Origin of the sequence: Clostridium collagenovorans DSM 3089, assembly GCF_900130005.1 — a bacterium.
Classification (GTDB): Bacteria; Bacillota; Clostridia; order Clostridiales; family Clostridiaceae; genus Clostridium_D; species Clostridium_D collagenovorans.
This window is the reverse complement of the sequence record NZ_FQXP01000005.1, coordinates 374,733-397,859: the sequence shown is the minus strand read 5'-3', so window position 1 is coordinate 397,859 and position 23,127 is coordinate 374,733. Positions and strand designations below refer to the sequence as shown.

At 30.8% G+C, this 23,127-nt stretch carries 20 protein-coding genes; 18 read left to right on the top strand and 2 right to left on the bottom strand.

Features of this window, described 5'->3' with window-relative positions; all coding sequences use genetic code 11:
• The first annotated feature begins 32 nt into the window (after nucleotides 1-32).
• From truA to BUA48_RS07945, 17 genes are all read left to right on the top strand, one after another.
• A complete protein-coding gene (gene truA / locus BUA48_RS08025) occupies nucleotides 33-770 on the top strand; it encodes a tRNA pseudouridine(38-40) synthase TruA (protein ID WP_072831534.1) in 738 nt (245 codons plus the stop codon).
• 202 nt (nucleotides 771-972) lie between these two features.
• On the top strand, nucleotides 973-1,407 hold the full coding sequence (rplM, locus tag BUA48_RS08020) for a 50S ribosomal protein L13 (RefSeq protein ID WP_072831533.1): 435 nt from the start codon (nucleotides 973-975) through the stop codon (nucleotides 1,405-1,407).
• A gap of 22 nt (nucleotides 1,408-1,429) precedes the next feature.
• Nucleotides 1,430-1,822, top strand: coding sequence for a 30S ribosomal protein S9 (gene rpsI, locus BUA48_RS08015; protein WP_072831532.1), 393 nt, complete (start codon nucleotides 1,430-1,432; stop codon nucleotides 1,820-1,822).
• A 219-nt stretch (nucleotides 1,823-2,041) separates the two neighbouring features.
• Nucleotides 2,042-3,706, top strand: a complete 1,665-nt coding sequence (locus BUA48_RS08010; protein WP_072831531.1) for a Na/Pi cotransporter family protein — start codon at nucleotides 2,042-2,044, stop codon at nucleotides 3,704-3,706.
• An 834-nt stretch (nucleotides 3,707-4,540) separates the two neighbouring features.
• The gene (locus tag BUA48_RS08005) at nucleotides 4,541-6,160 is read left to right on the top strand and encodes a Na/Pi cotransporter family protein (RefSeq protein ID WP_072831530.1); all 1,620 of its coding nucleotides are present in this window, start codon (nucleotides 4,541-4,543) and stop codon (nucleotides 6,158-6,160) included.
• Between the two features lie 294 nt (nucleotides 6,161-6,454).
• Nucleotides 6,455-7,183: an N-acetylmuramoyl-L-alanine amidase gene (locus tag BUA48_RS08000; RefSeq protein WP_072831529.1), complete on the top strand. Its 729-nt coding sequence runs from the start codon at nucleotides 6,455-6,457 to the stop codon at nucleotides 7,181-7,183.
• A gap of 293 nt (nucleotides 7,184-7,476) precedes the next feature.
• On the top strand, nucleotides 7,477-8,466 hold the full coding sequence (locus BUA48_RS07995) for a GntR family transcriptional regulator (RefSeq protein ID WP_242944320.1): 990 nt from the start codon (nucleotides 7,477-7,479) through the stop codon (nucleotides 8,464-8,466).
• Between the two features lie 76 nt (nucleotides 8,467-8,542).
• On the top strand, nucleotides 8,543-8,965 hold the full coding sequence (gene glmS, locus BUA48_RS07990; RefSeq protein ID WP_072831527.1) for a methylaspartate mutase subunit S: 423 nt from the start codon (nucleotides 8,543-8,545) through the stop codon (nucleotides 8,963-8,965).
• Between the two features lie 74 nt (nucleotides 8,966-9,039).
• Nucleotides 9,040-10,437: a methylaspartate mutase accessory protein GlmL gene (glmL, locus tag BUA48_RS07985; protein WP_072831526.1), complete on the top strand. Its 1,398-nt coding sequence runs from the start codon at nucleotides 9,040-9,042 to the stop codon at nucleotides 10,435-10,437.
• Between the two features lie 13 nt (nucleotides 10,438-10,450).
• A complete protein-coding gene (locus BUA48_RS07980; RefSeq protein ID WP_072831525.1) occupies nucleotides 10,451-11,911 on the top strand; it encodes a methylaspartate mutase subunit E in 1,461 nt (486 codons plus the stop codon).
• 93 nt (nucleotides 11,912-12,004) lie between these two features.
• Nucleotides 12,005-13,246, top strand: a complete 1,242-nt coding sequence (locus BUA48_RS07975; RefSeq protein ID WP_072831524.1) for a methylaspartate ammonia-lyase — start codon at nucleotides 12,005-12,007, stop codon at nucleotides 13,244-13,246.
• A gap of 376 nt (nucleotides 13,247-13,622) precedes the next feature.
• Nucleotides 13,623-14,465 carry a fumarate hydratase gene (locus BUA48_RS07970; protein WP_072831523.1) on the top strand — a complete coding sequence of 281 codons (843 nt, stop codon included), beginning with the start codon at nucleotides 13,623-13,625 and terminating at the stop codon, nucleotides 14,463-14,465.
• A 30-nt stretch (nucleotides 14,466-14,495) separates the two neighbouring features.
• Nucleotides 14,496-15,053, top strand: a complete 558-nt coding sequence (locus BUA48_RS07965; protein WP_072831522.1) for a Fe-S-containing hydro-lyase — start codon at nucleotides 14,496-14,498, stop codon at nucleotides 15,051-15,053.
• A gap of 87 nt (nucleotides 15,054-15,140) precedes the next feature.
• Complete coding sequence (citD, locus tag BUA48_RS07960; RefSeq protein WP_072831521.1) at nucleotides 15,141-15,410, top strand: citrate lyase acyl carrier protein; 270 nt, start codon at nucleotides 15,141-15,143, stop codon at nucleotides 15,408-15,410.
• Nucleotides 15,411-15,457: 47 nt separating this feature from the next.
• Complete coding sequence (locus BUA48_RS07955) at nucleotides 15,458-16,330, top strand: HpcH/HpaI aldolase/citrate lyase family protein (RefSeq protein WP_072831520.1); 873 nt, start codon at nucleotides 15,458-15,460, stop codon at nucleotides 16,328-16,330.
• An 81-nt stretch (nucleotides 16,331-16,411) separates the two neighbouring features.
• Nucleotides 16,412-17,950, top strand: coding sequence for a citrate lyase subunit alpha (gene citF / locus BUA48_RS07950; RefSeq protein ID WP_072831519.1), 1,539 nt, complete (start codon nucleotides 16,412-16,414; stop codon nucleotides 17,948-17,950).
• Between the two features lie 288 nt (nucleotides 17,951-18,238).
• A complete protein-coding gene (locus tag BUA48_RS07945) occupies nucleotides 18,239-18,805 on the top strand; it encodes a 5' nucleotidase, NT5C type (RefSeq protein WP_072831518.1) in 567 nt (188 codons plus the stop codon).
• Nucleotides 18,806-19,067: 262 nt separating this feature from the next.
• Here BUA48_RS07945 and BUA48_RS07940 read toward each other — a convergent pair whose 3' ends face one another.
• Nucleotides 19,068-19,337: a hypothetical protein gene (locus tag BUA48_RS07940; protein WP_072831517.1), complete on the bottom strand. Its 270-nt coding sequence runs from the start codon at nucleotides 19,335-19,337 to the stop codon at nucleotides 19,068-19,070.
• A gap of 179 nt (nucleotides 19,338-19,516) precedes the next feature.
• On the opposite strand from BUA48_RS07940, the gene BUA48_RS07935 reads away from it, so the two are divergent.
• Nucleotides 19,517-21,184: a hypothetical protein gene (locus BUA48_RS07935; protein ID WP_072831516.1), complete on the top strand. Its 1,668-nt coding sequence runs from the start codon at nucleotides 19,517-19,519 to the stop codon at nucleotides 21,182-21,184.
• A gap of 233 nt (nucleotides 21,185-21,417) precedes the next feature.
• Here BUA48_RS07935 and BUA48_RS07930 read toward each other — a convergent pair whose 3' ends face one another.
• The gene (locus BUA48_RS07930; protein ID WP_072831515.1) at nucleotides 21,418-23,058 is read right to left on the bottom strand and encodes a C40 family peptidase; all 1,641 of its coding nucleotides are present in this window, start codon (nucleotides 23,056-23,058) and stop codon (nucleotides 21,418-21,420) included.
• Nucleotides 23,059-23,127: the final 69 nt, after the last annotated feature.

The window sequence follows — 23,127 nt, the reverse complement described above, 5'->3', positions numbered from 1 at the left end:
AATATCTTTACTAAATTTAAGGAAGTGAAAGTTTGAAAAATATAAAACTTACAATTGAGTATGATGGAACTAATTATTTTGGATGGCAAAAACAAAATAATGCTTTAGGTATTCAAGAAGTAATAGAAAAAGCTATTGGAAAGATTACTAATGAGGAGGTAGAACTGATTGGTTCAAGTAGAACTGATACAGGGGTTCACGCTTCAGGGTTTGTTGCTAATTTTAAAACAAATAGTAATATTCCAAGTGATAGATTTAAAGATGCTATAAATAGTAAACTTCCTTCAGATATAGTTATTTTAAGATCAGAGGAAGTTAAGGAAGAGTTTCATGCTAGATATAATAGTCTTGGGAAAACTTATGTGTATACTATATTAAATAGAAGAGAAGCTAAGGCTATTGGAAGAAACTATATGTATCATTTTAAACAGCAATTAAATTTAGAAGACATGTCCAGAGCTTGTGAGTATTTTATTGGAACTCATGATTTTGAGTCCTTTAAAAATAAAGGAAGCTCTGTTAAAACATCAGTTAGAACTATTACTGAACTAAATGTATCTAAGAATGGAGACATTATTGAAGTTAAAGTTACGGCTGATGGATTTTTATATAACATGGTAAGAATTATAGTAGGAACTTTACTTGAAGTTGGTACTGGTAAAATTAAACCAGAGGCTATAATGGATATATTACAATCTAAGGATAGAACTAAGGCTGGAAAGTCAGCTCCAGCCTTAGGATTATGTCTAAAACAAGTATATTATAATTAAGAAAATACAAGGATTTCAGGCCTTTAAGATAAAATAAAAAAATATATTGTTTTTTCATTTTATCTTATGTAAATATGTTGACACACCCGGTTCAATGTATTATAATTATAAAAGTTGTTAAATTGATTGTGTATATAGATCCATTAGCCCCGGGTCTTTTGCATAGATATCGTTTCATGTGAAATTCAGGGAGGGAGAAAGAATGAAATCATACATAGCTAAAAAAGAAAATGTAGAAAGAAATTGGTATGTAGTAGACCTAGAAGGTCAAACATTAGGTAGAGCAGCAAGTCAAATTGCTACAATTTTAAGAGGTAAAAACAAGCCAACTTTTACTCCACACGTTGATTGCGGAGATTTCGTAGTAGTTGTTAATGCTGACAAAGTTGTTTTAACTGGTAAGAAGTTAGATCAAAAAATGTTAAGACATCACTCATTATATCCAGGCGGATTAAAAGAAATGTCTTATAGAGATGCAATAGCTAAGAAGCCAGAGTTTGTATTTACAGAAGCAGTTAGAAGAATGCTTCCAAAAGGACCATTAGGACGTCAAATGCTTAAGAAATTAAAAGTATACAGCGGTCCAGAGCATGATAATGCAGCTCAAAAGCCACAAGTATTAGAGTTAAGATACTAATAGTCTGAAGGGAGGAAGTAAAATGGCAAAAGTTCAATACATGGCAACAGGTAGAAGAAAAAAATCAGTAGCAAGAGTTAGACTTGTACCAGGAGAAGGTAAAGTTGTAATTAATAAAAGAGATATGAGCGAATATTTCGGTTTAGATACATTAAAAGTTATCGTTAACCAACCTTTAGTTTTAACAGGAACTAAAGATAAATTTGACGTTTTAGTAAACGTTCATGGTGGTGGTCTTGCAGGTCAAGCAGGAGCTATCAGACATGGTCTTTCAAGAGCTTTAGTAAAAGCTGATGAAAACTTAAAATCAGAGATCAAAAAAGCTGGATTCTTAACTAGAGATTCTAGAATGAAAGAAAGAAAGAAATACGGTCTTAAAAAAGCAAGAAGAGCTCCTCAATTCTCAAAGAGATAATATGGAGTATTGGAGAGAGAAGGTACTGTGTGCCTTCTCTTTTTTTAAGCGTATAAAAATGAAGTTTTCATAAATAAAAGTAAATTAGATTAAGATAATATTAAGTTCATGTTAAAAAATCATTATTACTTAGGTTATTACTCATACAAAATAAGTTTGGTTATACATACAAGATAATTAATTTATAACATATAAAGTTTTATATTTTGGAGGGACTTTATGGATAATAATGTTTTAGGAATGGTCATAGCACTATTCGGTGGGTTGGGACTTTTCCTTTATGGAATGACTTTAATGGGAGATGGGCTTCAAAATGCAGCTGGAGAGAAGTTAAAAATATTCTTCGAGAAAATAACATCTAATCCTATTAAGGGTGTACTAACGGGGGCTATAGTTACGGCTGTAATCCAAAGTAGTAGTGCAACTACAGTAATGGTAGTAGGATTTGTAAATGCACAATTAATGAACTTATACCAAGCAACAGCTGTTATCATGGGAGCTAATATTGGGACAACTATAACAGCACAAATAGTAACTTTGGATTTACAAAGTGTAGTACCTATTTTTATTGGTATAGGTGCTTGTATAGTTTTGTTTGCTAAGTCAGGAAATAAAAAAGAATTTGGACATATAATTTTAGGGTTTGGTATATTATTTTTGGGTATGGATGTAATGAAGGATGCAATGTTACCTCTTCAGAATTCAGCCGTATTTCATGCGACTATAGCTAAGTTAAGTAATAATATGTTCTTAGGAATATTAACTGGGGTAGTTATGACTGCTATTATACAAAGTTCTTCAGCAGCTACAGGGATACTTATAGCCTTATCTGGAACTGGGGTATTATCCTTAGAGGTTGTAGTACCAATTCTATATGGTTGCAATATAGGTACTTGTGTTACAGCTATAATTTCAAGTATAGGAACAAAGAAAAATGCTAAAAGAGCTGCAATTATTCATTTAATCATAAAAATAGTTGGAACAATTATATTTATACCTGTAACGCAAATATTAATAAAACTTGTTGTTGCTATAACACCAGTCCATGCAGTTGGAGGAGAGCTTATTAAAAAGCAAATCGCCAATGCACATACTGTATTTAACATAGGTAATACTATTATCTTATTACCATTTATTAAGTATTTAGTTGTGCTTGCTAATAAGATAATACCAGAGGATAAAGAAGAAATAGTTAATAATGACATAGAGGGCTTACATTATATAGATGAGAGATTACTAGAGTCACCTGTTATAGCAGTAGGTCAAGCTGTTAAAGAGACTTGCAGAATGGGTAAAATTGCAATAGAAAATCTAGATACTAGCATGGAGATTTTAAATAAAAATGATCAAGGATTAGTATCAAAACTTTATGAGAATGAATCTATTATAAATGACTTAGAGCATAAAATTACTAGTTTCTTAATAGAATTAACTAATAAAGAGCTTTCACCACATCATAATGAATTAGTTACGTCTATGTTTAGGGTTGTTAAAGACATTGAGCGTATAGGAGACCATGCTAAGAACATTACTGAATTAGCACAGGAGAAAATAGATAATAATATTAAGTTTTCTCAGGAGGCTATTAATGAGTTAAGTGATATATATACATATGCTAAGGATTCTATAAAAGTTGCTATAGACGGTTTTGAATTTAATAGCCATGAAAAAGCTAATGAGGTTTTTGTTATTGAGGAACGAATAGACAATTTAGAGGAAGCTTTAAGAGCATCTCACATATATAGATTAAGTAAAGGTGTATGTGATGCTGTAGGAGGAGCTCTTTTCTTAGATGTAATAAGCAACTTAGAAAGAGTTGGAGATCATTCAGCTAATATTGCAGAATCTATTCTAAATAGAAAAGAAGAATCTTTAATAATGTAGAATTTTATTGAGAATATAAAAGTACTAAAATGACACATGTAGTAAAGACATATATATAAGTTAATAAAGTAATAATTATAGTAATGTTTGTAATGAAAATATAACTTAAGTAAATATACATAAATTAAAAGTTCTCTTATTTTTAAGGGAGCTTTTTTTATATAGTCAGTAAATATGGATAATATATAAGCTTATAGCACAATATTATATATGTATATATACTTAAAGTAGTTGAAGTACATATAGAAAATGAAATAAAAATTAAAGGAGATTAATTTTTATCTTTTGGATTATAAGGATACAAAGTGTTAACTGCAAATAACTTATGAGTTAAAACTCTGTAAAGTATATGAATGCAGAATAAGTTAGGTAAAGGAAATGTAGATTTAAATTATATTTTCAGCATAAATATTAAATAGGAAGATAAGTATAAAAAGTAGTTATGTTAAATCTATGTTAAGTTTAGATGCAAAGTATGTTAAAAATATCTTAAAAGTATTAACAAAAGTTTAGTAATTTTGTATTATAAAAATATTACAACCATTAATTTTGCTTGATTTTACTTTGTTAAGTGAAATTAATATTGAAAGTTATTTTACATATTTATACCTAATTTATAATTTAGCTATAATTCTTGACATAGAAAAAGCAACATAGAACTTAGATTCTTAATAAAGAACATTATAGTATATGCTTTTAGAAAGTTAGTAATAAGTTTTAATATATAAATAGATTAAAGCTTATTTAAATTAAAACCAAGATAGCAAATAAAGAAAGATAGCAAATTATGAAAATAATACATAGTACATAAGGGATTATAAGTAGGAGGAATTTATGGGTGCTTTAGAAATGGTTATTAGTTTGTTCGGAGGATTAGGTCTATTTCTATTTGGAATGAATATGATGGGGGATGGACTTCAAAATGCCGCTGGAGACAAACTAAAAGGCTTCTTTCAGAAATTAACATCAAATCCGATAAAAGGGGTTTTAACAGGTGCTATAATTACGGCAATAATTCAAAGTAGTAGTGCAACTACAGTAATGGTAGTAGGTTTTGTTAATGCTCAATTAATGAATCTATATCAAGCAACTGCAGTAATAATGGGTGCCAATGTTGGTACAACTATTACAAGTCAGCTTGTAGCTTTAAATATAGATGCATTTGTACCAATTTTTATAGGTATTGGTGCTTTAATAGTGTTATTTACTAAGAAGGATAACATTAAGCAAATAGGATCTATAGTTTTAGGATTTGGTATATTATTTTTAGGAATGTCAATGATGAAGGATTCTATGGGACCTTTAAAGGATTCACCTATGTTTATAGAAATTCTTAGAAAATTAGATGGAAATATGTTCTTAGGAATTTTAACTGGTTTAGGAATGACAGCTATTTTACAAAGTTCATCAGCTACAACTGGTATATTAATAGCGTTATCTGGTACAGGTGTTGTTACAATTAATATGATAATACCAGTCTTATTCGGATGTAATATTGGAACTTGTGTAACTGCTTTACTATCAAGTATAGGTACATCAAAAACTGCAAGAAAAGCAGCTATTATCCACTTATTATTTAATGTTATAGGTACAATTATATTTATACCTTTATTCGGAATTTTAGCTTATGCTGTAACAGAATTACCAGTTATAGGATCAGTGGATGTTAAAAGACAGATAGCTAATGCACATACAATATTTAATATATGTAACACTTTAGTGCTGTTACCGTTCATAGGAGTACTTGTTAAGTCTGCTAATAAAATTATTAAGGGTGAAGACGAAGAAGAAAAGTATGGTGTAACTTACATAGATGAGAGATTACTTGAATCACCAGCTATTGCTTTAGGTCAAACAGTTAAAGAAATAGAAAGAATGGCTAATAAATCTAAAAAGAATGTTGCATTAGCTATGAAGGCCTTTGAAACAGGAGATAGTGATTTAATAGAAAAAGTATACAAAAATGAAAAGCTTATAAATATATTAGAAGATGAAATTACAAGATACTTGATAGAGTTATCTAAATTAGATTTATCAGATAGAGATCATGCGAAAGTTGATTCACTATTCCATGTAATAAATGATGCAGAGAGAATAGGAGATCATGCTGAAAATATAGTTGATTTAGCAAGTGAAAAAAGAGTTAAAAAGCTTAAGATGTCTGAAGAGGCAGAAAAAGAGCTTGAAAAAATGTTTGATTTTACACTACAGTCTTTAGAATTAAGTATTAGTATGTTAGAAACTAACACTTATGATAAATTAGAAGAAGTAGTTAGATTAGAAGAGAATATTGATAGCTTAGAGCGTAAGTGTAGACAATCTCATATAAATAGATTAAATAAAGGTATATGTGATGCTACAATTGGTACTATGTTCTTAGATATAGTTAATAACTTAGAGAGAATAGGTGACCACTCAATGAATATAGCTCAAGCATCTACAGATAGTTATTAATAATTTAAATCCAAAAGAGAGAATATGATTTAATGAAATACCTGTGAGGATAACCTTGCAGGTATTTTTTATTTTAATCAACCTTAGTTCAAATAAAATTTTCCGTTTTATATGTGACTTTTAAATCAAAGTAACAAAGAGGGTTTTAAATATAATATTTTAAGTAAAGAGGAGATATTATGGGTTTCGATAAATTTCCAATTAAAAAATTAATAAATTTATTAGATTTGCGAAAACTAATTTAGTGTAAATTAAAAAATTATAAGAGAAAACTTAAGATTAGGAGGACAAATGATGAAAAGCGTGGCAAGAGGAAGAAGACTTGTTTTATTTATAAGTGCACTAATATTGGCTATAAATTTTATGAGTTTTAATTGTTTAGCTGAAGAAAATAAAAAGGTTATTCTTATAGATCCAGGTCATGGTGGAATGGACGGAGGTGCAGTGTCCAAATCAGGAGTCAATGAAAAAGATATAAACTTAAAAATTGGACTCTTATTGAAAGGGGAATTAGAGTCCATGGGTTATGAAGTTTGTATGACTAGAGAAAGTGATGAAGGGCTATACTCTGATAATGGAACTGTAAGACAGAAGAAGATAGAAGATTTAAATAAACGTTGTAATATGAAGAAAAACAGTAATTGTGACTTGTTTATAAGTATACATATAGATAAATTTCAAGATCCTAAGTTATGCGGAATTGGCGCTTGGTATTCTAATAATCCAGAAAGTGAAAAATTGGCTAATATAATCCATGAAAATATAAAGAAGGATGTTAATGAAAAAAATAAGAGGTTGCCAAAACCTGCAAAGGAGGCTTATAAAGTCTTAAGATGCAATGACACAATGCCAGGTATAATAATGGAATGTGGCTTTATATCTAATCCGAAAGAGCTTGAGAACTTAGTTAATTCAGATTATCAAAAGCTTTTAGCAACTACTTTTGCAAAGTCAATTAAACAATATTTTGAAGGATATGAAGTTAAAGTAGAAGAAGAAAAGGTTGATAGTGGTATAAACTAAAAAGTCCAATTTTGAATATATGCTATAAAGTGATAGTTATTACATGAAAAACAGCTATTGGAACATAATAAAAAGTCCAATTTAAAAGTAAGGAAATTGGAGGTAAAACTCAAAATATAATAAAAAATATCAAAAAAAAGTTAAAAAACTCACTGATGATTAAGGCTTGGAGTTAATTATTCAGAAAAATTAAAATAATATAAAAAAGCTATTGAAATTAATAAAAGTCTATGGTAGTATTGAAAATGTCAGATGGATTAGTCCATTAATCCATTTGGCAAATCCTTAACAATGTGGAGGAGATTAAAATCAATATAGTATTAGATAAAAAGAATGGTATTCCATTGTATTTACAAGTAAAAAAACAAATAATGGATCAAATCCAGAAGGGCGATATAAAAATTGGATCTAAGATGCCTACTGAGAGAGAACTTGCTAGTAATTTAAATGTAAGTAGAAATACAGTAAGTTCAGCTTATAAGGAATTAGAACAACAGGGTATTATTAAATCTTATCAAGGTAAGGGTACCTTTGTTGAGGAAGAAGCTCGTATATGGAAACATAATGATCTAAAGGATAAGTTATCTAAGTTTATAGACTTGGCATTAGAAGAAGCTATAGAGGCGGGTATTGAGACAGAAGAGTTCTTAGAGTTAGTTCATGAAAGAGTGGACAAGAAGAGAATTCTTATGGACAAGCTAGTTGCTGTATACGCAGAATGTAATATAGAACAAGCTAAGATGTTCAGTAAAGAGTTGAGTAAGAGATGCAATATGAATGTGATTCCATTGACTATAGCTGATTTTAAAGAAATGAAACCTAAGACTTTAGAGATTTTAAATAGTAGTCAAGTTATTATAACTACATTTAACCATGTAAATGAGATAACGGAACTTACTAAGGGTTTTGAGAAAGAGGTTTTAGGGGTAGCTATTAACCCTGATTTAGGAACAATAGTTAAGATAGCTAGATATCCTTCAACTACTAAATTCGGTTTTGTATGTATTTCAGTAGAATTTATGTATAAGATTAAGGGTGCTTTAAAGAACTCAGGATTAGATGAAATTGATGTAGAGTATAGTAATAGCTACGATGAAAAAGAGTTGAAAAAGTTCATTGCATCTAAGGATGTAATAGTTGTGTCTCCAGGAAGACACAAGGACGTTGATATAGTAAACAAAAATCTTGATGAGCAAAAAGAGCTCATAGAGTTTTTATATACCTTAGATGATGGCTCAGTTAAAGCATTAAAATCAAAAATGATTGAGGCGCTAACTTGGTAATTAAATAAGGGGTTTCAAATATAGGATTGTTAATATTTAAAATTACGATATATAAATTTTAGGAGGCCTTGTTAAGATGGAAAATAAGAATGGCAAGAGAGTAGTTATAGGAGTTATAGGTTCTGACTGTCATGCAGTAGGTAATAAGATTATAGATTACGCACTAACAGAATCAGGATTCGATGTAGTAAACATTGGAGTTTTATCTCCACAAGAGGACTTTATAAATGCAGCAGTTGAAACAAACGCTGATGCAATTATAGTATCTTCTTTATACGGTCACGGGGAAATTGACTGTAGAGGATTAAGAGAAAAATGTGATGAAGCTGGCTTAAAGGACGTATTACTTTATGTTGGTGGAAACATAGTTGTTGGTAAACAAGATTGGGAATCTGTACATGCTAGATTCAAAGATATGGGATATAACAGAGTTTATGCTCCAGGAACACCAATCCAAGTAACAATAGTAGACTTAAAGAAAGATTTAAATATAGCTTAAAATAGATAACTTCTAAGAGCTTTAAGATAAGGGTTTAAAGAAGTGAATAGGTAAAATATAGAGGTGAATAACAAGTGGATGCTTATCTATTGTTAGATTTCGGTAGTACTTATACTAAGCTTACTGCTGTAGATATTGAAAATGAAGAAATATTAGCTGCGGCTAAAGATATTACAACTATTGAAGATGATATAATGATAGGTTTTAATAAAGCCTATAAAAAGATAGAAGAACAATTAGAAGGTAAAGAAGTTAATTTTGTAAGAAAGTTAGCTTGCTCATCAGCAGCAGGTGGATTAAAGATGGTTGCTATAGGATTAGTTCCAGATTTAACTGCCGAGGCAGCAAAGAGAGCAGCCTTAGGAGCTGGTGCTAGAATACTTAAGGTATACAGTTTCCAATTGACTAAAAGTGAAATTGAAGAAATTAAAAACTCCAACTTAGATATTATTCTGTTAGCAGGTGGTACTGATGGTGGAAACAAAGAGTGTATAATCCATAATGCTAAAATGATAGCAGAGCATGGATTGAATGTTCCAGTAGTTGTTGCAGGAAATAAAACAGCTAATGATGAGATTCAGGAAATATTTGATGCAAGTGGAACTACTTATAGAATTGCAGAAAATGTAATGCCTAAATTAAATACATTAAATGTTGAACCTGCAAGAGAAGAAATAAGAAAAATCTTTATGAGTAATATCGTAGAAGCTAAAGGATTAGGAAATGCCGAAAGTTTTGTTCAGGGAATATTGATGCCTACACCAGCAGCAGTATTAAAAGCAGCTGAGGCATTGAGTCTAGGTACAGACGAAGAAGATGGTATTGGCGACTTAGTAGTAGTTGATATAGGTGGAGCTACAACTGATATACACTCTTTGGCAGATGGTGAACCATCTAAAGCAGGGGTGACTATGAGAGGGCTTGAAGAACCTTTTGCTAAGAGAACTGTTGAGGGAGATCTTGGTATGAGATATTCAGCAGTAGCTTTACTAGAGGCAGCAGGAACAAGAAAACTTAGAGAGTATTTAGGCGATAAAGAAAGAAAAATAGATGTTGCAGGTAGTTGTGAATATAGATATAATAACATCAAAATGGTTCCAGAAACTCACGAAGAGATAGCTTTTGATGAGGCTATGGCAAAAACAGCAACTGAACTTGCTATGTCAAGACATGTTGGTACAGTTGAATGTACTTATACACCAATGGGTCCTATTTATACTCAAATTGGTAAAGATTTATTACCAACGAAGTATATGATTGGTACAGGTGGGGTATTAGTTCATAGCGAAAATCCACATAAAATATTAGAAGCAGGAACTTACAATAAAGCTGATGGTATATATTTAAAACCTGAGAATCCTAAATTTTTATTAGATAAAACTTATATATTATCAGCTATGGGGTTGTTAGCACAGGAATTACCGGATATGGCTGTAAGAATAATGAAGAAATATTTAGTTAGCATTGGCTAGGAGGGAATTTAAAGTGGAATTAAAGAATAAAAAATGGACTGAAGAAGAGTTTTTCAAAGTAAGAAAAGAGGTTTTAGCTCAATGGTCAACAGGTAAAGAAGTTGAAGATATTCAAAAGGGTATAGATTACTGTAAATCAGTACCAGATCACAAAAACTTTGCTAAGAAATTAGTTAAAGCTAAAGAAGAAGGTGTTACATTAGCACAACCAAGAGCTGGTGTTGCCTTAATAGATAAGCACATAGAATTATTAACATTCCTTCAAGATGAAGGTGGTGCAGATCTACTTCCTAGCACAATCGATTCTTATACAAGACTTAACAGATACGATGAGTGTGAAGTTGGTATAGAAGAAAGTAAAAAAGCAGGCAGATCATTACTTAATGGTTTCCCAGGAGTTAACCATGGAGTAGATGGTTGTAAAAAAGTTTTAGAAGCTGTTAACCTACCATTAGAAGCTAGACACGGTACTCCAGATGCAAGATTATTAACTGAAATAATCCATGCTGCTGGTTGGACTTCAAATGAAGGTGGCGGTATTTCTTACAACATTCCATATTCTAAAAACCACTCATTAGAAAGAACAATTGCTGATTGGCAATATTGTGATAGATTAGTTGGTTTCTATGAAGAAAATGGAGTAAGCATTAACAGAGAACCATTCGGACCTTTAACAGGAACTTTAGTACCACCAAGTACATCAAATGCAGTAGCTATAATAGAAGCATTATTAGCAGCTGAGCAAGGTGTTAAAAATATAACTGTAGGATACGGACAATGTGGTAACTTAATCCAAGACGTTGCTGCAATTAGAGCATTAGAAGAGCAATGTGAAGAGTACTTAAAACAATATGGTTACAATGATGTATATGTAACAACAGTATTCCACCAATGGATGGGAGGATTCCCAGCTGATGAATCAAGAGCATTTGGAGTTATCTCTTTAGGATCAACTGCAGCTGCACTTGCTGGAGCAACTAAAGTTATAGTTAAGACTCCACACGAAGCTATAGGTATCCCAACTAAGGAAGCTAATGCTGAAGGTATCAAAACTACAAAAACTACATTAAACTTATTACAAGGTCAAAGAATGCAAATGTCTGAAGAACTAAGAACTGAAATTGCTATAATCAAAGCTGAAACTAAGTGTATGGTTGATGAAACATTTAGACAAGGTCATGGAGATTTAGCAACAGGTGCAGTTAAAGCATTCGCAGCTGGAGTATTAGATATTCCATTTGCACCAAGTAAATATAACAATGGTAAGATGATGCCAGCTAGAGATAACAATGGTGCAGTAAGATACTACCAATTTGGTAATATCCCATTCACTCAAGAATTAAAAGATTACAACAGAAAGAAATTAGAAGAAAGAGGACAATACGAAGGTAGACCAGTATGTTTCGATATGACAGTTGATGATATATTCGCTGTTGGTAAAGGTGTACTTATCGGAAGACCTGAAGGTAAATAATTTAATCTTAAATATAACTGCTTAGAGAGTTTTCTCTCTAAGCGGTCAATAATAAATTTTTATTAATAAATAAAAAAGGACAGGTGTTTAACCATGAAAATTATTGATGTTGTATGTTCAGAAGGAAGAACTGGTTTCTATTTTGACGATCAAAGAGCTATAAAAAAAGGTGCAGGACATGATGGATTCACATATGTTGGAGAGCCTGTAACAGAAGGATTCAAAGCTATAAGACAAGCTGGAGAAGCAATCTCTGTTATGTTAATATTAGAAGATGGTCAAGTTGCATTTGGTGACTGTGCTGCAGTTCAATACTCAGGTGCTGGCGGAAGAGATCCATTATTCTTAGCTAAAGATTTCATTCCAGTAATTAACGAGAAAATCGCTCCAAAATTAATCGGAAGAGAATTAACTAACTTCAAAGCTTTAGCAGAAGAGTTTGATAAGATGGAAATTGACGGACACAGACTTCATACAGCTATAAGATATGGTATAACTCAAGCGATATTAGATGCTGTTGCAAAAACTAAAAAAGTAACTTTAGCTGAAGTTATTAAAGAAGAATATAACACTGGTAAAGAGATTAAGAGAATTCCAATCTTTACTCAATCAGGTGATAATAGATACGAAAACGTAGATAAAATGATTATTAAAGGTGCTGACGTTATGCCTCACGCTTTAATCAACCACGTTGAAGATAAATTAGGTTCTAAAGGAGAAAAACTTTTAGAATACGTTCAATGGATGACTAAGAGAGTTCAAGATTTAAGAAGCTGTGAATGTTATGCTCCAGTATTCCACATTGACGTTTATGGAACAATCGGTGTTGCTTTTGATTGCGATACAATCAAAATGGCTGACTACATCCAAACTTTAGCAGAAGCTGCTAAACCATTCAAATTAAGAATTGAAGGACCTATGGACGTAGAAGATAGACAAAAACAAATGGAAGCTTTAAGAGATTTAACAGCTGAAATAGATAGAAGAGGCTTAAATGTTGAGTTAGTTGCAGACGAATGGTGTAACACTTTCGAAGATGTTAAATTCTTCGCTGATAACAAAGCTGGACACATGCTACAAATCAAAACTCCAGACTTAGGTGGAGTAAATAACATAGCAGAAGCTATCTTATATTGTAATGAAAAAGGTATAGGTTCTTACTGTGGAGGAACTTGTAACGAAACTAACAGATCTGCTGAAATTACAACTAACATAGCTATGGCTTGTGGAGCTACTCAATGTTTAGCTAAACCAGGTATGGGTGTTGACGAAGGATTCATGATCGTAAATAACGAAATGAACAGAGTTGTTGCTTTAGCAAATAGAAGAAAATAATAAGATATTACAGTATAAATGGCGGTTTATTTTAAACTGCCATTTATGTTATTCAAAATTAATATATAAATATATAAGTTTTAATTATGTTCTACATTTATAATAGTTAGATTTATTCTATAATGAATGTTACATCTAAATACAATGAAAATTCTTTATTAGAATATATGTATTTTAAATTTAAATAAATATTCTACACTTATATTTATAAAATTAAGGATATTAAAAGAAATTAAAGTTGAATAATAAAGTTTTGATATTACGCTATATTTAAAACTTATTTAATAAATATTGCATAGTATTTAGTTATGTAAGAAAATATAAGTATATGTAATATTATTGCAATTTGAATCTTCAATTGATGGAGGGAAATAATATGAGAGAAGTTCATGTTTCAGATATAACAAAGGTAGTAAGGGATCTTTGTATAGAAGCTAATAATCACCTTTGCTGTGATGTTAAAGAAGCTTTACTAAAAGCTAGAGATGAAGAAAAATGGGATACTGCTAGAGGTATATTAGATAAAATCATAACAAATGTTGAAATATCTAAAAATGAAGAAGTGCCTATGTGCCAAGATACAGGACTTGTATGTGCTTTCTTAGAGATTGGTCAAGATGTTCACATAGTTGGTGGAAACATTGATGAAGCTATAAATGCAGGGGTAGCACAGGGCTACGAAGAAGGATATTTAAGAAAGTCAGTTGTTAAAGATCCTTTAGATAGAGTAAATACAAAAAATAATACTCCAGCTGTAATTTATTATGATATAGTTCCTGGAGATAAATTGAAAATAACTATAGCACCAAAGGGATTCGGTTCTGAGAACATGAGTCAATTAAAAATGTTAAAACCAGCAGATGGATTACAAGGGGTTAAGGATTTTGTATTAAAAGTTGTTAAAGAAGCTGGTCCTAATCCATGTCCACCAATAGTTGTAGGTGTTGGAATTGGTGGTACTTTTGATAGAGCTGCTAACTTAGCTAAAAAGGCTCTTATGAGATCTGTAAATGAAAGAAACAAAAATGAATTCTATGCAGACTTAGAAAAAGAATTATTAGAGAAAGTTAATGCTTTAGGTATAGGGCCACAAGGATTTGGTGGAAAAACTACAGCTTTAGCAGTAAATATAGAAAACTATCCAACTCATATAGCTGGATTACCAGTAGCAGTAAACATAAACTGCCACGTAACTAGACACGCATCTAGAACTTTATAATAAGAGATTTGGGATTGGGAGGAAAAAATTATGGAAAAAAGAATTACAACTCCATTAACAGCAGAAAAAGTTAAAGATTTAAGAGCTGGTGATTCTGTACTTATATCAGGTACAGTTTATACTGCTAGAGATGCTGCTCATAAAAGATTAGTTGATTTATTAGATAAGGGAGAAAAGCTTCCTATAGATGTTGAAGATGCAATAATATATTATGTAGGACCAACACCAACAAAACCAGGAAATGCTTTTGGTTCAGCAGGTCCAACAACTAGTTATAGAATGGATCCATATGCACCAAGACTTTTAGATATCGGTTTAAAAGGAATGATAGGTAAAGGGTTACGTTCAGAAGAAGTAATTGATGCTATAAAGAGAAATACAGGGGTTTACTTTGCAGCTATAGGCGGTGCAGCAGCATTAATAGGTAAATCAGTTGTTAAGGCAGAATTAATAGCTTATGAAGATTTAGGTGCAGAGGCTATAAGAAAATTAGAAGTTAAGGATTTACCAGTAGTTGTTGTTATAGATAGCGAAGGTAATAACTTATATCAAGAAGGACAACAAGCTTACTTAGATAGCTTAAAATAATATGAAATAGTTAATAAAAGAATATTTAAAGGGAGATTTTTATTCTCCCTTTGATTGCGTATATATTAAGAAGTTTGAGGTGAGATTATGCAAATACTAAAACCTGCTAAGGCTGGAACAATGGAATCAAATGATATGTATGTTATGATTATGCCTAATCCAGATGGTGGAATTGAATTAGAACTAGAAAGTATAGTTATTAAGCAATTTGGCGAAGAAATAGAAAAGGTAATAAGAGAGACTTTAAAAGAATTAGATGTAAAAGATGCTGTATTAAAAGTACAAGATAAGGGTGCACTAAATTACACAATAAAAGCAAGAATTGAAACAGTTGTTAACAGAGCAGCTAGTAACTAATTCAAGTCGTAGAAAGTTAAATTACTTTAATTAAGAGGTGAAGTTCTGTGAAAAAATTAAGAAGAACCATGTTATTCATGCCAGGTAATAATCCGGGTATGCTACAAAATGCTGGTATATTAGGGGCTGATTCTATTATTCTAGACTTAGAAGATGCTGTAAGTATTACTGAAAAAGATAGTGCTAGAATCTTAGTAAGAGAAGCTATTAAAAATGTAGATTATTCAAATGTAGAATTAGTTGTAAGAATAAATCCATTAGATACTGATTTTGCAGAAAAAGATATAGAGGTTATAGGTAAAGCAAAACCAGATACTATTTTAGTGCCTAAAGCAACAGAAGAGGCTATGGCTAAAGTTGATGAAAGACTTACTGAAATAGAGAAAACAGAAGGTTATGAAGTTGGGGGAATAAAATTAATTGCCCTTGTAGAATCTGCTTATGGTGTTGAAAATGTATATAACATAATAAAAGCATCTAGTAGAATAGTTGGTGTTTTATTAGGTGGAGAGGACTTAACATCAGATTTAGGAGTTAAGAGAACTAAAGAGGGAGACGAAATATTATACTCAAGAAATAAAGTATCTGTAGCTTGTAGAGCTTTAAGAGTTGATTCAATAGACACTCCATTTACAGATACAAATGATTTTGAGGGATTAAAGAAAGATACATCTAAAGCTAAGAGTCTTGGATTTACAGGAAAAGCATCAATCAACCCAAGACAAATAGATACTATACATTCAGTATATTCTCCAACAGCTGAGGAAATCCGTCATGCTCAAAGAGTAATGGAGGCTATGGAAGAGGCTGAAAGAGAAGGTAAAGGTGTATTCTCATTAGATGGAAAAATGGTTGACGCACCTGTTATAAATAGAGCTAGAAACACATTGCAATTAGCAACAATTTTAGGTTTGATTTAGTGTTTTGTTAGCAATTTTGTGTATAACTTTGTTGAAATTATACTGTAGTGTTAATAAATATTCAGTAAGTGAGGGATAAACATGAAAAATATTCTTGGTAGAGAACTACCTGATTATATAGAAGGATATGGTGAGGTTCAACCTTTTGAAGGTGCCTTTGAAAACTCAGGAGTTAAAGCTCAAACAGCAGTAGTAGTAAAAGCTGTTACTCCAAATGAAGAAAAATTAGTTGCAGATTTTGATGCATTATTAGATAAAGTAGAATTAAAAGATGGTATGGTAATAGCTTTCCACCATCATTTAAGAAATGGTGACTATGTACTAAACATGGCTATAGATGCATTAGCTAAAAGAGGAATAAAGGACTTAACAGTTGCAGCAAGTTCAATATTCCCAATTCATGCACCATTAGTTGATCACATGAAAAATGGTGTTGTAACAAAGATTTATGCAGCTTACATGTCAGGTCCAGTAGCTAAAGCTGTATCTAATGGAGAACTTAAGTATCCAGCTATAATGCATACACATGGTGGAAGAGCAAGACTTTTAGAAAGTGGAGATTTACATGTTGATATAGCATTTATAGCAGCACCAACAGCTGATGAGTACGGAAACATCAATGGTGTTCAAGGTAAATCAGCATGTGGTTCTATAGGATATGCTATGGCAGATGCAGAATATGCAGATATTGTTGTTGCAGTAACAGATAACTTAGTTCCATACCCAGCTTGTCCTATACACATAACTCAAGATAAGGTTGATTATGTTGTTAAAGTTGATAGTATAGGTGATCCAGCTGGTATAGTATCTGGTACAACGCAAATAACTAAGGATCCAATAGGCTTAAAAATAGCTAAAATGGCTTCAGAAGTTATGGTTGCATCAGGCTTAGTTAAAGATGGTATGTCATTCCAAACTGGAGCTGGTGGTACATCTTTAGCAGTTGCAGATGAGTTAAAGCACATAATGAAGGAACAAGGAATAGTAGGAAGCTTTGCAGCTGGTGGTATAACAGGATATATCGTTGATATGTTAAATGAAGGTTTATTTAATAGTTTATTTGACGTTCAATGTTTTGATTTAAAAGCTGTTCAATCAATTTCTACTAATCCACATCATATGTTAATGTCATCATCAATGTATGGTAATGCTCATAATAAGGGCGCGGTAGTAAATAAATTAGATATAATGATCTTAGGGGCTACAGAAATAGATACAGACTTTAATGTAAATGTAACAACAGCTTCTGATGGAACTATAATGGGAGGTTCTGGAGGACATAGTGATACTGCTGCTGGTTCAAAACTTGCAATAGTAGTAACTAACTTAGTGAAATCAAGAACTCCTATAATTAAGGACAGAGTTACAACTGTTACAACTCCAGGAGAAAGTGTAGATGTTGTTGTAACTGAGAGAGGTATAGCAGTTAACCCTAGACGTACAGATTTAATTGAAAAATTAAAAGCTACAAGACTTCCTGTTATGACTATAGAAGAGTTAAAGAACTTAGCTGAATCAATGACAGGAAAACCTAAAGCAATAGAGCTTTCAGATGAGATTGTAGCTGTAGTTGAATATAGAGATGGTACAGTTATAGACGTAATAAAAAAACCATTATAAAGTTTAATAAGAGTTAAGAGAATATAAGATTTATAGGTCGGTGAAATAAGCAACTTCATCGACCTTATTTATTATGTTAAATTTTTTTAATATAGAATATAAGGTATGGAAAGAACTTTCTTGTTGTTTAAAGCATATTAATTATATATAATAAATGTATTAAAAAAGAGGTAAGTAGTTATGTAAACTATGAAAATATTGAAGACTTTTCTTGATATGTTTATAAATTAATGTGTAAAGACATTAGAAGGTTAGCGAAGCAGAGGATAAGATCTTTAGGAGGAAAATATGAGATTAAATATATGTGTAGATATTGATGGAACAATAACGGATCCATATTATTGGTTAAAAGATATAAATGAGTATTTTAAAAGTGATTTAAAACCAGAGGGATTGGTTAAATTCGACGTATGTAGGGTACTAAACATACCTGAAGAGGATTATGATGTTTTCTATGACTTAAAGGGAGAACAGATTCACAGAGAGTGTGTACCAAGACCATATGCAAGTGAAGTAATAAAAGAATTAAGCAAGCAACATAATATATATTTTGTTACTGCTAGACCTGAAAAGTATAGAGAAGTAAGTCAAAGATGGTTAGATGATAATGGATTCATAGGGAAATTGTTCATGGTAGGTGGACATGATAAAGTGGGACAAGCAAAGGAACTTAACTGTGACTATTTTATAGAGGACAGATATAGAAACGCAGTTAAACTAGCTCAATCAGGTATAAATGTATTTTTAATAGATACAAATTATAATAGATATCCTCTTATAGAGAATATGAAGAGAGTTAATGATTGGATGGATATAAAAAGAGAATTTGATAAAGTAGAAAATATAGCGTCATAAATAGAAAAAGTAGCATGGATATTATAAGATATCCATGCTGCTTTCTCTTTTTTATGCATTTGCTTTTAGTTAAAGGAAGTTTTATATATTTTTTAGTATCTCATCTTAAGCAATAAATTATATTGATAATATTATTAACATGAAAATAAGTATACTAAATATATGCGTGAGAGTTTATGTATACAAAGGATATTTCGTGATTATATATGTATACATATACCTAATTAGAATTTTTATATGTCAATGATTATTGGTAAAAAAATTAATCTTCATCCCTATCTAACATAATTAAGTGGATACAATTATTATCTTCATTAAGATCATCTACATAATCACGATCAGATATTTTCACATGAAGTAATCCACAGGTATCTCTACTTATATCAAGGAGAATACTATCTAGAGTAGATGAACCAAATTTAGATTCTATAGCCTTTTCTGGGTTCTTAACAAAACTTCTTTTAAAGGATTCATCTTCTTGTATTGATTTTATTAATAAGTCTTTTAATTCAATTTTTGATGTTGATATCATAATAAATTAAATAGATAGTAGTCTATCTATTCCAACCCCCCTTTTCAAAAGTATATTTAAATTATACAATATTTGTAATAAAATACCAATAAAAATATAATAAAATATTAAAAAAAAATGTGTTCTTTCTATTGTATTAGGTAAAAATAAAATTAATGCATAGAAAGGATGTGAAAGTTTTGAAATCTTTATGGATAGAGGATTTTAATCACAGCAACATAGATGATGTTGAGGAAGAGAAATGGAGAGTTAGATACAACTTACCTAAAGAGGATGTAATATTAAAAAAAGACTTAACCTCAGCTTTAAAGTATATAGAGGATTCTTATGAAAATAGAGAAAACTTTGATGGATTTGATTCTGTAATTTTAGATATAAATTTAGAAGTAGGTGAACCTATTGATGGAAAAGATTATAGGAGTTTTTTAATAGGAGTAGTAAGTGAAGAATTTTTAGAGTTACCTATAGAAGAAGTAGGGAGAATAGGCGGATTCTATATATTTTTGAAATTGATTTTAGATAAAGATTTTCCAAGGGAAAGAATAGTGTTTTTAACTTCTAGTTATCAGATAGATACTTTAAATAGTGCTATAGATAATTTAATAAGAATATTTAAAAGGTATGGAGTTAGGGATAAAATTTCAGATGCAAGTAAAGAAGAATTCGAAAAATATATAAGAATTTTAAAAGATATTGAAGAAGTGAAAGTTGATGATGTTGAGACTAATATTAATATAGGAAGAGAAGTAACTTTAAGTTTTCTTAAAAATTTGAGAACTGAAATAAATAGTAAAAGAAATTTAAGTGATACTTATAACAGGTATGAAGAGATTTTTGAGGGTGCGGGTATAAAGCCACCTAAACCATACATAAAGGAAAATGAGGAGTATATAGAAAAGTTTAAGTCATGGCTAAATGAAAGCAATACTGAGTATTATATTTTAAGAAGAGCTATAATTGAAATATGTAGAGAGCTTATTTCTATATTAAAAGAAAGAAAAGAAAAATTTATTTTATTTAAAGGATTTCTTCATCCTAAAACTCCAAATGATAAAAAGGAAATGTATGATATAAAGTACTTTGAGGAGATGCTTTCATTTTTACAAAGAGCATTACCTATAAAAGAGCCTAAGAATTTAGAGTCCTATTATAAACAAATAGTAAGAAGTGTATCTCATGATTTTGAGGGTGTTATGATGCTGTACCCATATAAATTTAAAATTGAAAGCTATGAAGAAAACTTTTTACCTGTTATGAAGCTGTTAAGAAATTGGAGTGCTCATAGTAGAGTTGAGGAAAAGTTTGAAACTAAGGATGTAGGGATATTATTCATCATTGCAATAAGAAGTTATTTTGATATTGGATATGAGTTTGGCGTTAATATGAATACATCAATAGGAAGAATAAATTATTATGAGAAGAGCTTACTAGAGTTGTATTGTACTAAAAATGATGAAAAGGTTATGACTCAAGATGAAATAAAAGTAGTATTAAAGAAATCTTTTAATTACTTAACTAAAAGGGAGTATAAGGCCTATGCTGGCAATGAAAAATGGAAGTGGAGTGATAATGCTACCTTCAATGTATATAAAAAGTTTGAAGTCATAGGTGGACAAAATAGCAATAGTAAATGTCATATAAGTGATTTTTATAGACTGCTATGGCATTCTATTTTTTACTCAACCTGGGATGATTATAAGGCTAATAGTGAGGATTATACTTATATAGAAGTTAAGTTTAATACAGAGGAAGCATATCCTTATTTAAGTGCTGAGAATAATATAATAGGAGTGTTATATAAATATACATTTAATAATAGTTTGAAAATAATAGGTGAAGAGATGTAAATATATTATTTGTTGTATTAAAATCTTTTTTAAAATCTTAAGATTTGTATATAGATGCTTAAAAGGTGAAGTAATAAAAGAAGACTGTAACATTAAAGAGAGGAATTTGTATATAAATAAATGGTCATATAACTTATATAGCTGTATGACCATTTATTTAGGTGAAAATTTTATATTTTATTAATGAATATTACTTACTACAATTTTAATAAATGTAGTAAGTAAATATAAGGTTACTTTAAAACACGTTTAGCAGTATAGTATTGTTTGTTATAATAAACATTACTTAAGCTACTGTACTTAACTACAGAACCTGGGGCAGGTGCATGAATAAATTCATTATTACCAGCATATATTCCAACGTGACCAATATCAGAAGGATCATCTTCACTAGTAAAGAAGATTAAATCACCAGGTTGTAAGTTATTTCTGCTAACAGTTTGTCCTACGTTAACTTGATCATAAGTTACTCTAGGAAGATAAACCCCTATTTCTTTATAAACATATTGAACAAGTCCAGAACAATCAAATCCAGATGGAGTAGTTCCGCCCCAAACATATGGTACACCTAAGTATTTTTTAGCTAAATTAACAATATCTTGTCCAGTATAGCCAGAAGTTACAGGTGGGGTTTCTGGAACATTAGGTCCAGAAGGAACGCTACCTTTATCATAAATAGTAACATAATCAGTACTTACCCAACCAGTTGAACCACTTGCATTCACTTTAATCCAGCTATTACTACTATCAATTATATCAAGTTGATTACCGTAGTTTAAAACTTTAACTATTCCGTATTGAGTACCAGCACCACTTCTTAAGTTTAATGAGCTTGCATTAACAACTGCAACTTTTCCAATAACTGAGTCTGGAGTTGGATTAGTAGTTCCAGAGTTTCCATTATTACCATCATTACCAGATCCATTAATATCAAAAGATATGTAATCACTTGATGCCCAACCATAAGAATTTCCTAATTTTATTTTACACCAACCATTAGATTCCTCTACTACAGTTACCTTAGTATTTTTAGATAAAGCATCTATAACGGCATAATTAGTACCAGCACCACTTCTAACATTTAAAACATCAGCAGTTACTATTCCATCTTTATTAACTGCTGAACCATTATTATCAGTAGGAGGTGGAGTAGGGGTAGGATTAGTCTCTGTAACTTCAGATAAATAATCATTGCTTACCCAACCGCTTGAGCCATTGGCTGATATTTTAGTCCAACCAGCTCTGGATTCAGAGGCAGTAACAACAGTGTTATATGAAACAGTTGTAATAACACCGTAGCTTGTACCAGGACCACTTCTAACATTCAGAGCATCAGCAGTAACTAGATATTTCTTATTAATAGATGATGAATTATCATTATTGTTGTTTCCGTTATTATTTTCAGAGCCTGTAGTTACAATATAATCAGCGGATACCCAACCATAACCATTTTGATATTTAATTTTATACCAGTTATTATCTTTACTAATGATAGTTACTTTGGTACCATTATTTAAAGAACCTATTATATTATTACTAGTGCTTGCACCATCTCTTACATTTAATGCGGATGCAGTTACTTGGCCCTCAGTTGTAGATGATTGATTTACAGATATAAAGTCTTTAGATACCCAGCAATTTTTACCGTTAAAGGTTATTTTATACCAATTAGAATCTTCATCTAATATTTCTACTTTAGTATTTTTATTAAGTTGCCCAACTATGGAAGATGAGGTATTTGGTTCAGCTCTAACATTAAGCACATCAGCATTAACAATACCTTCTAAAACATCAGCATAAGCAACAGAAGCTTTTGAATAAGCACAAGATGATAAAGCTAATAGACACAAACCCTTTAAGTACTTTTTATTCATGATATTTCCCCTTTCGTATATAGCTTTTAAAATTAAAGGTAAAGTTTATATTTAAAAAGTTATATATTT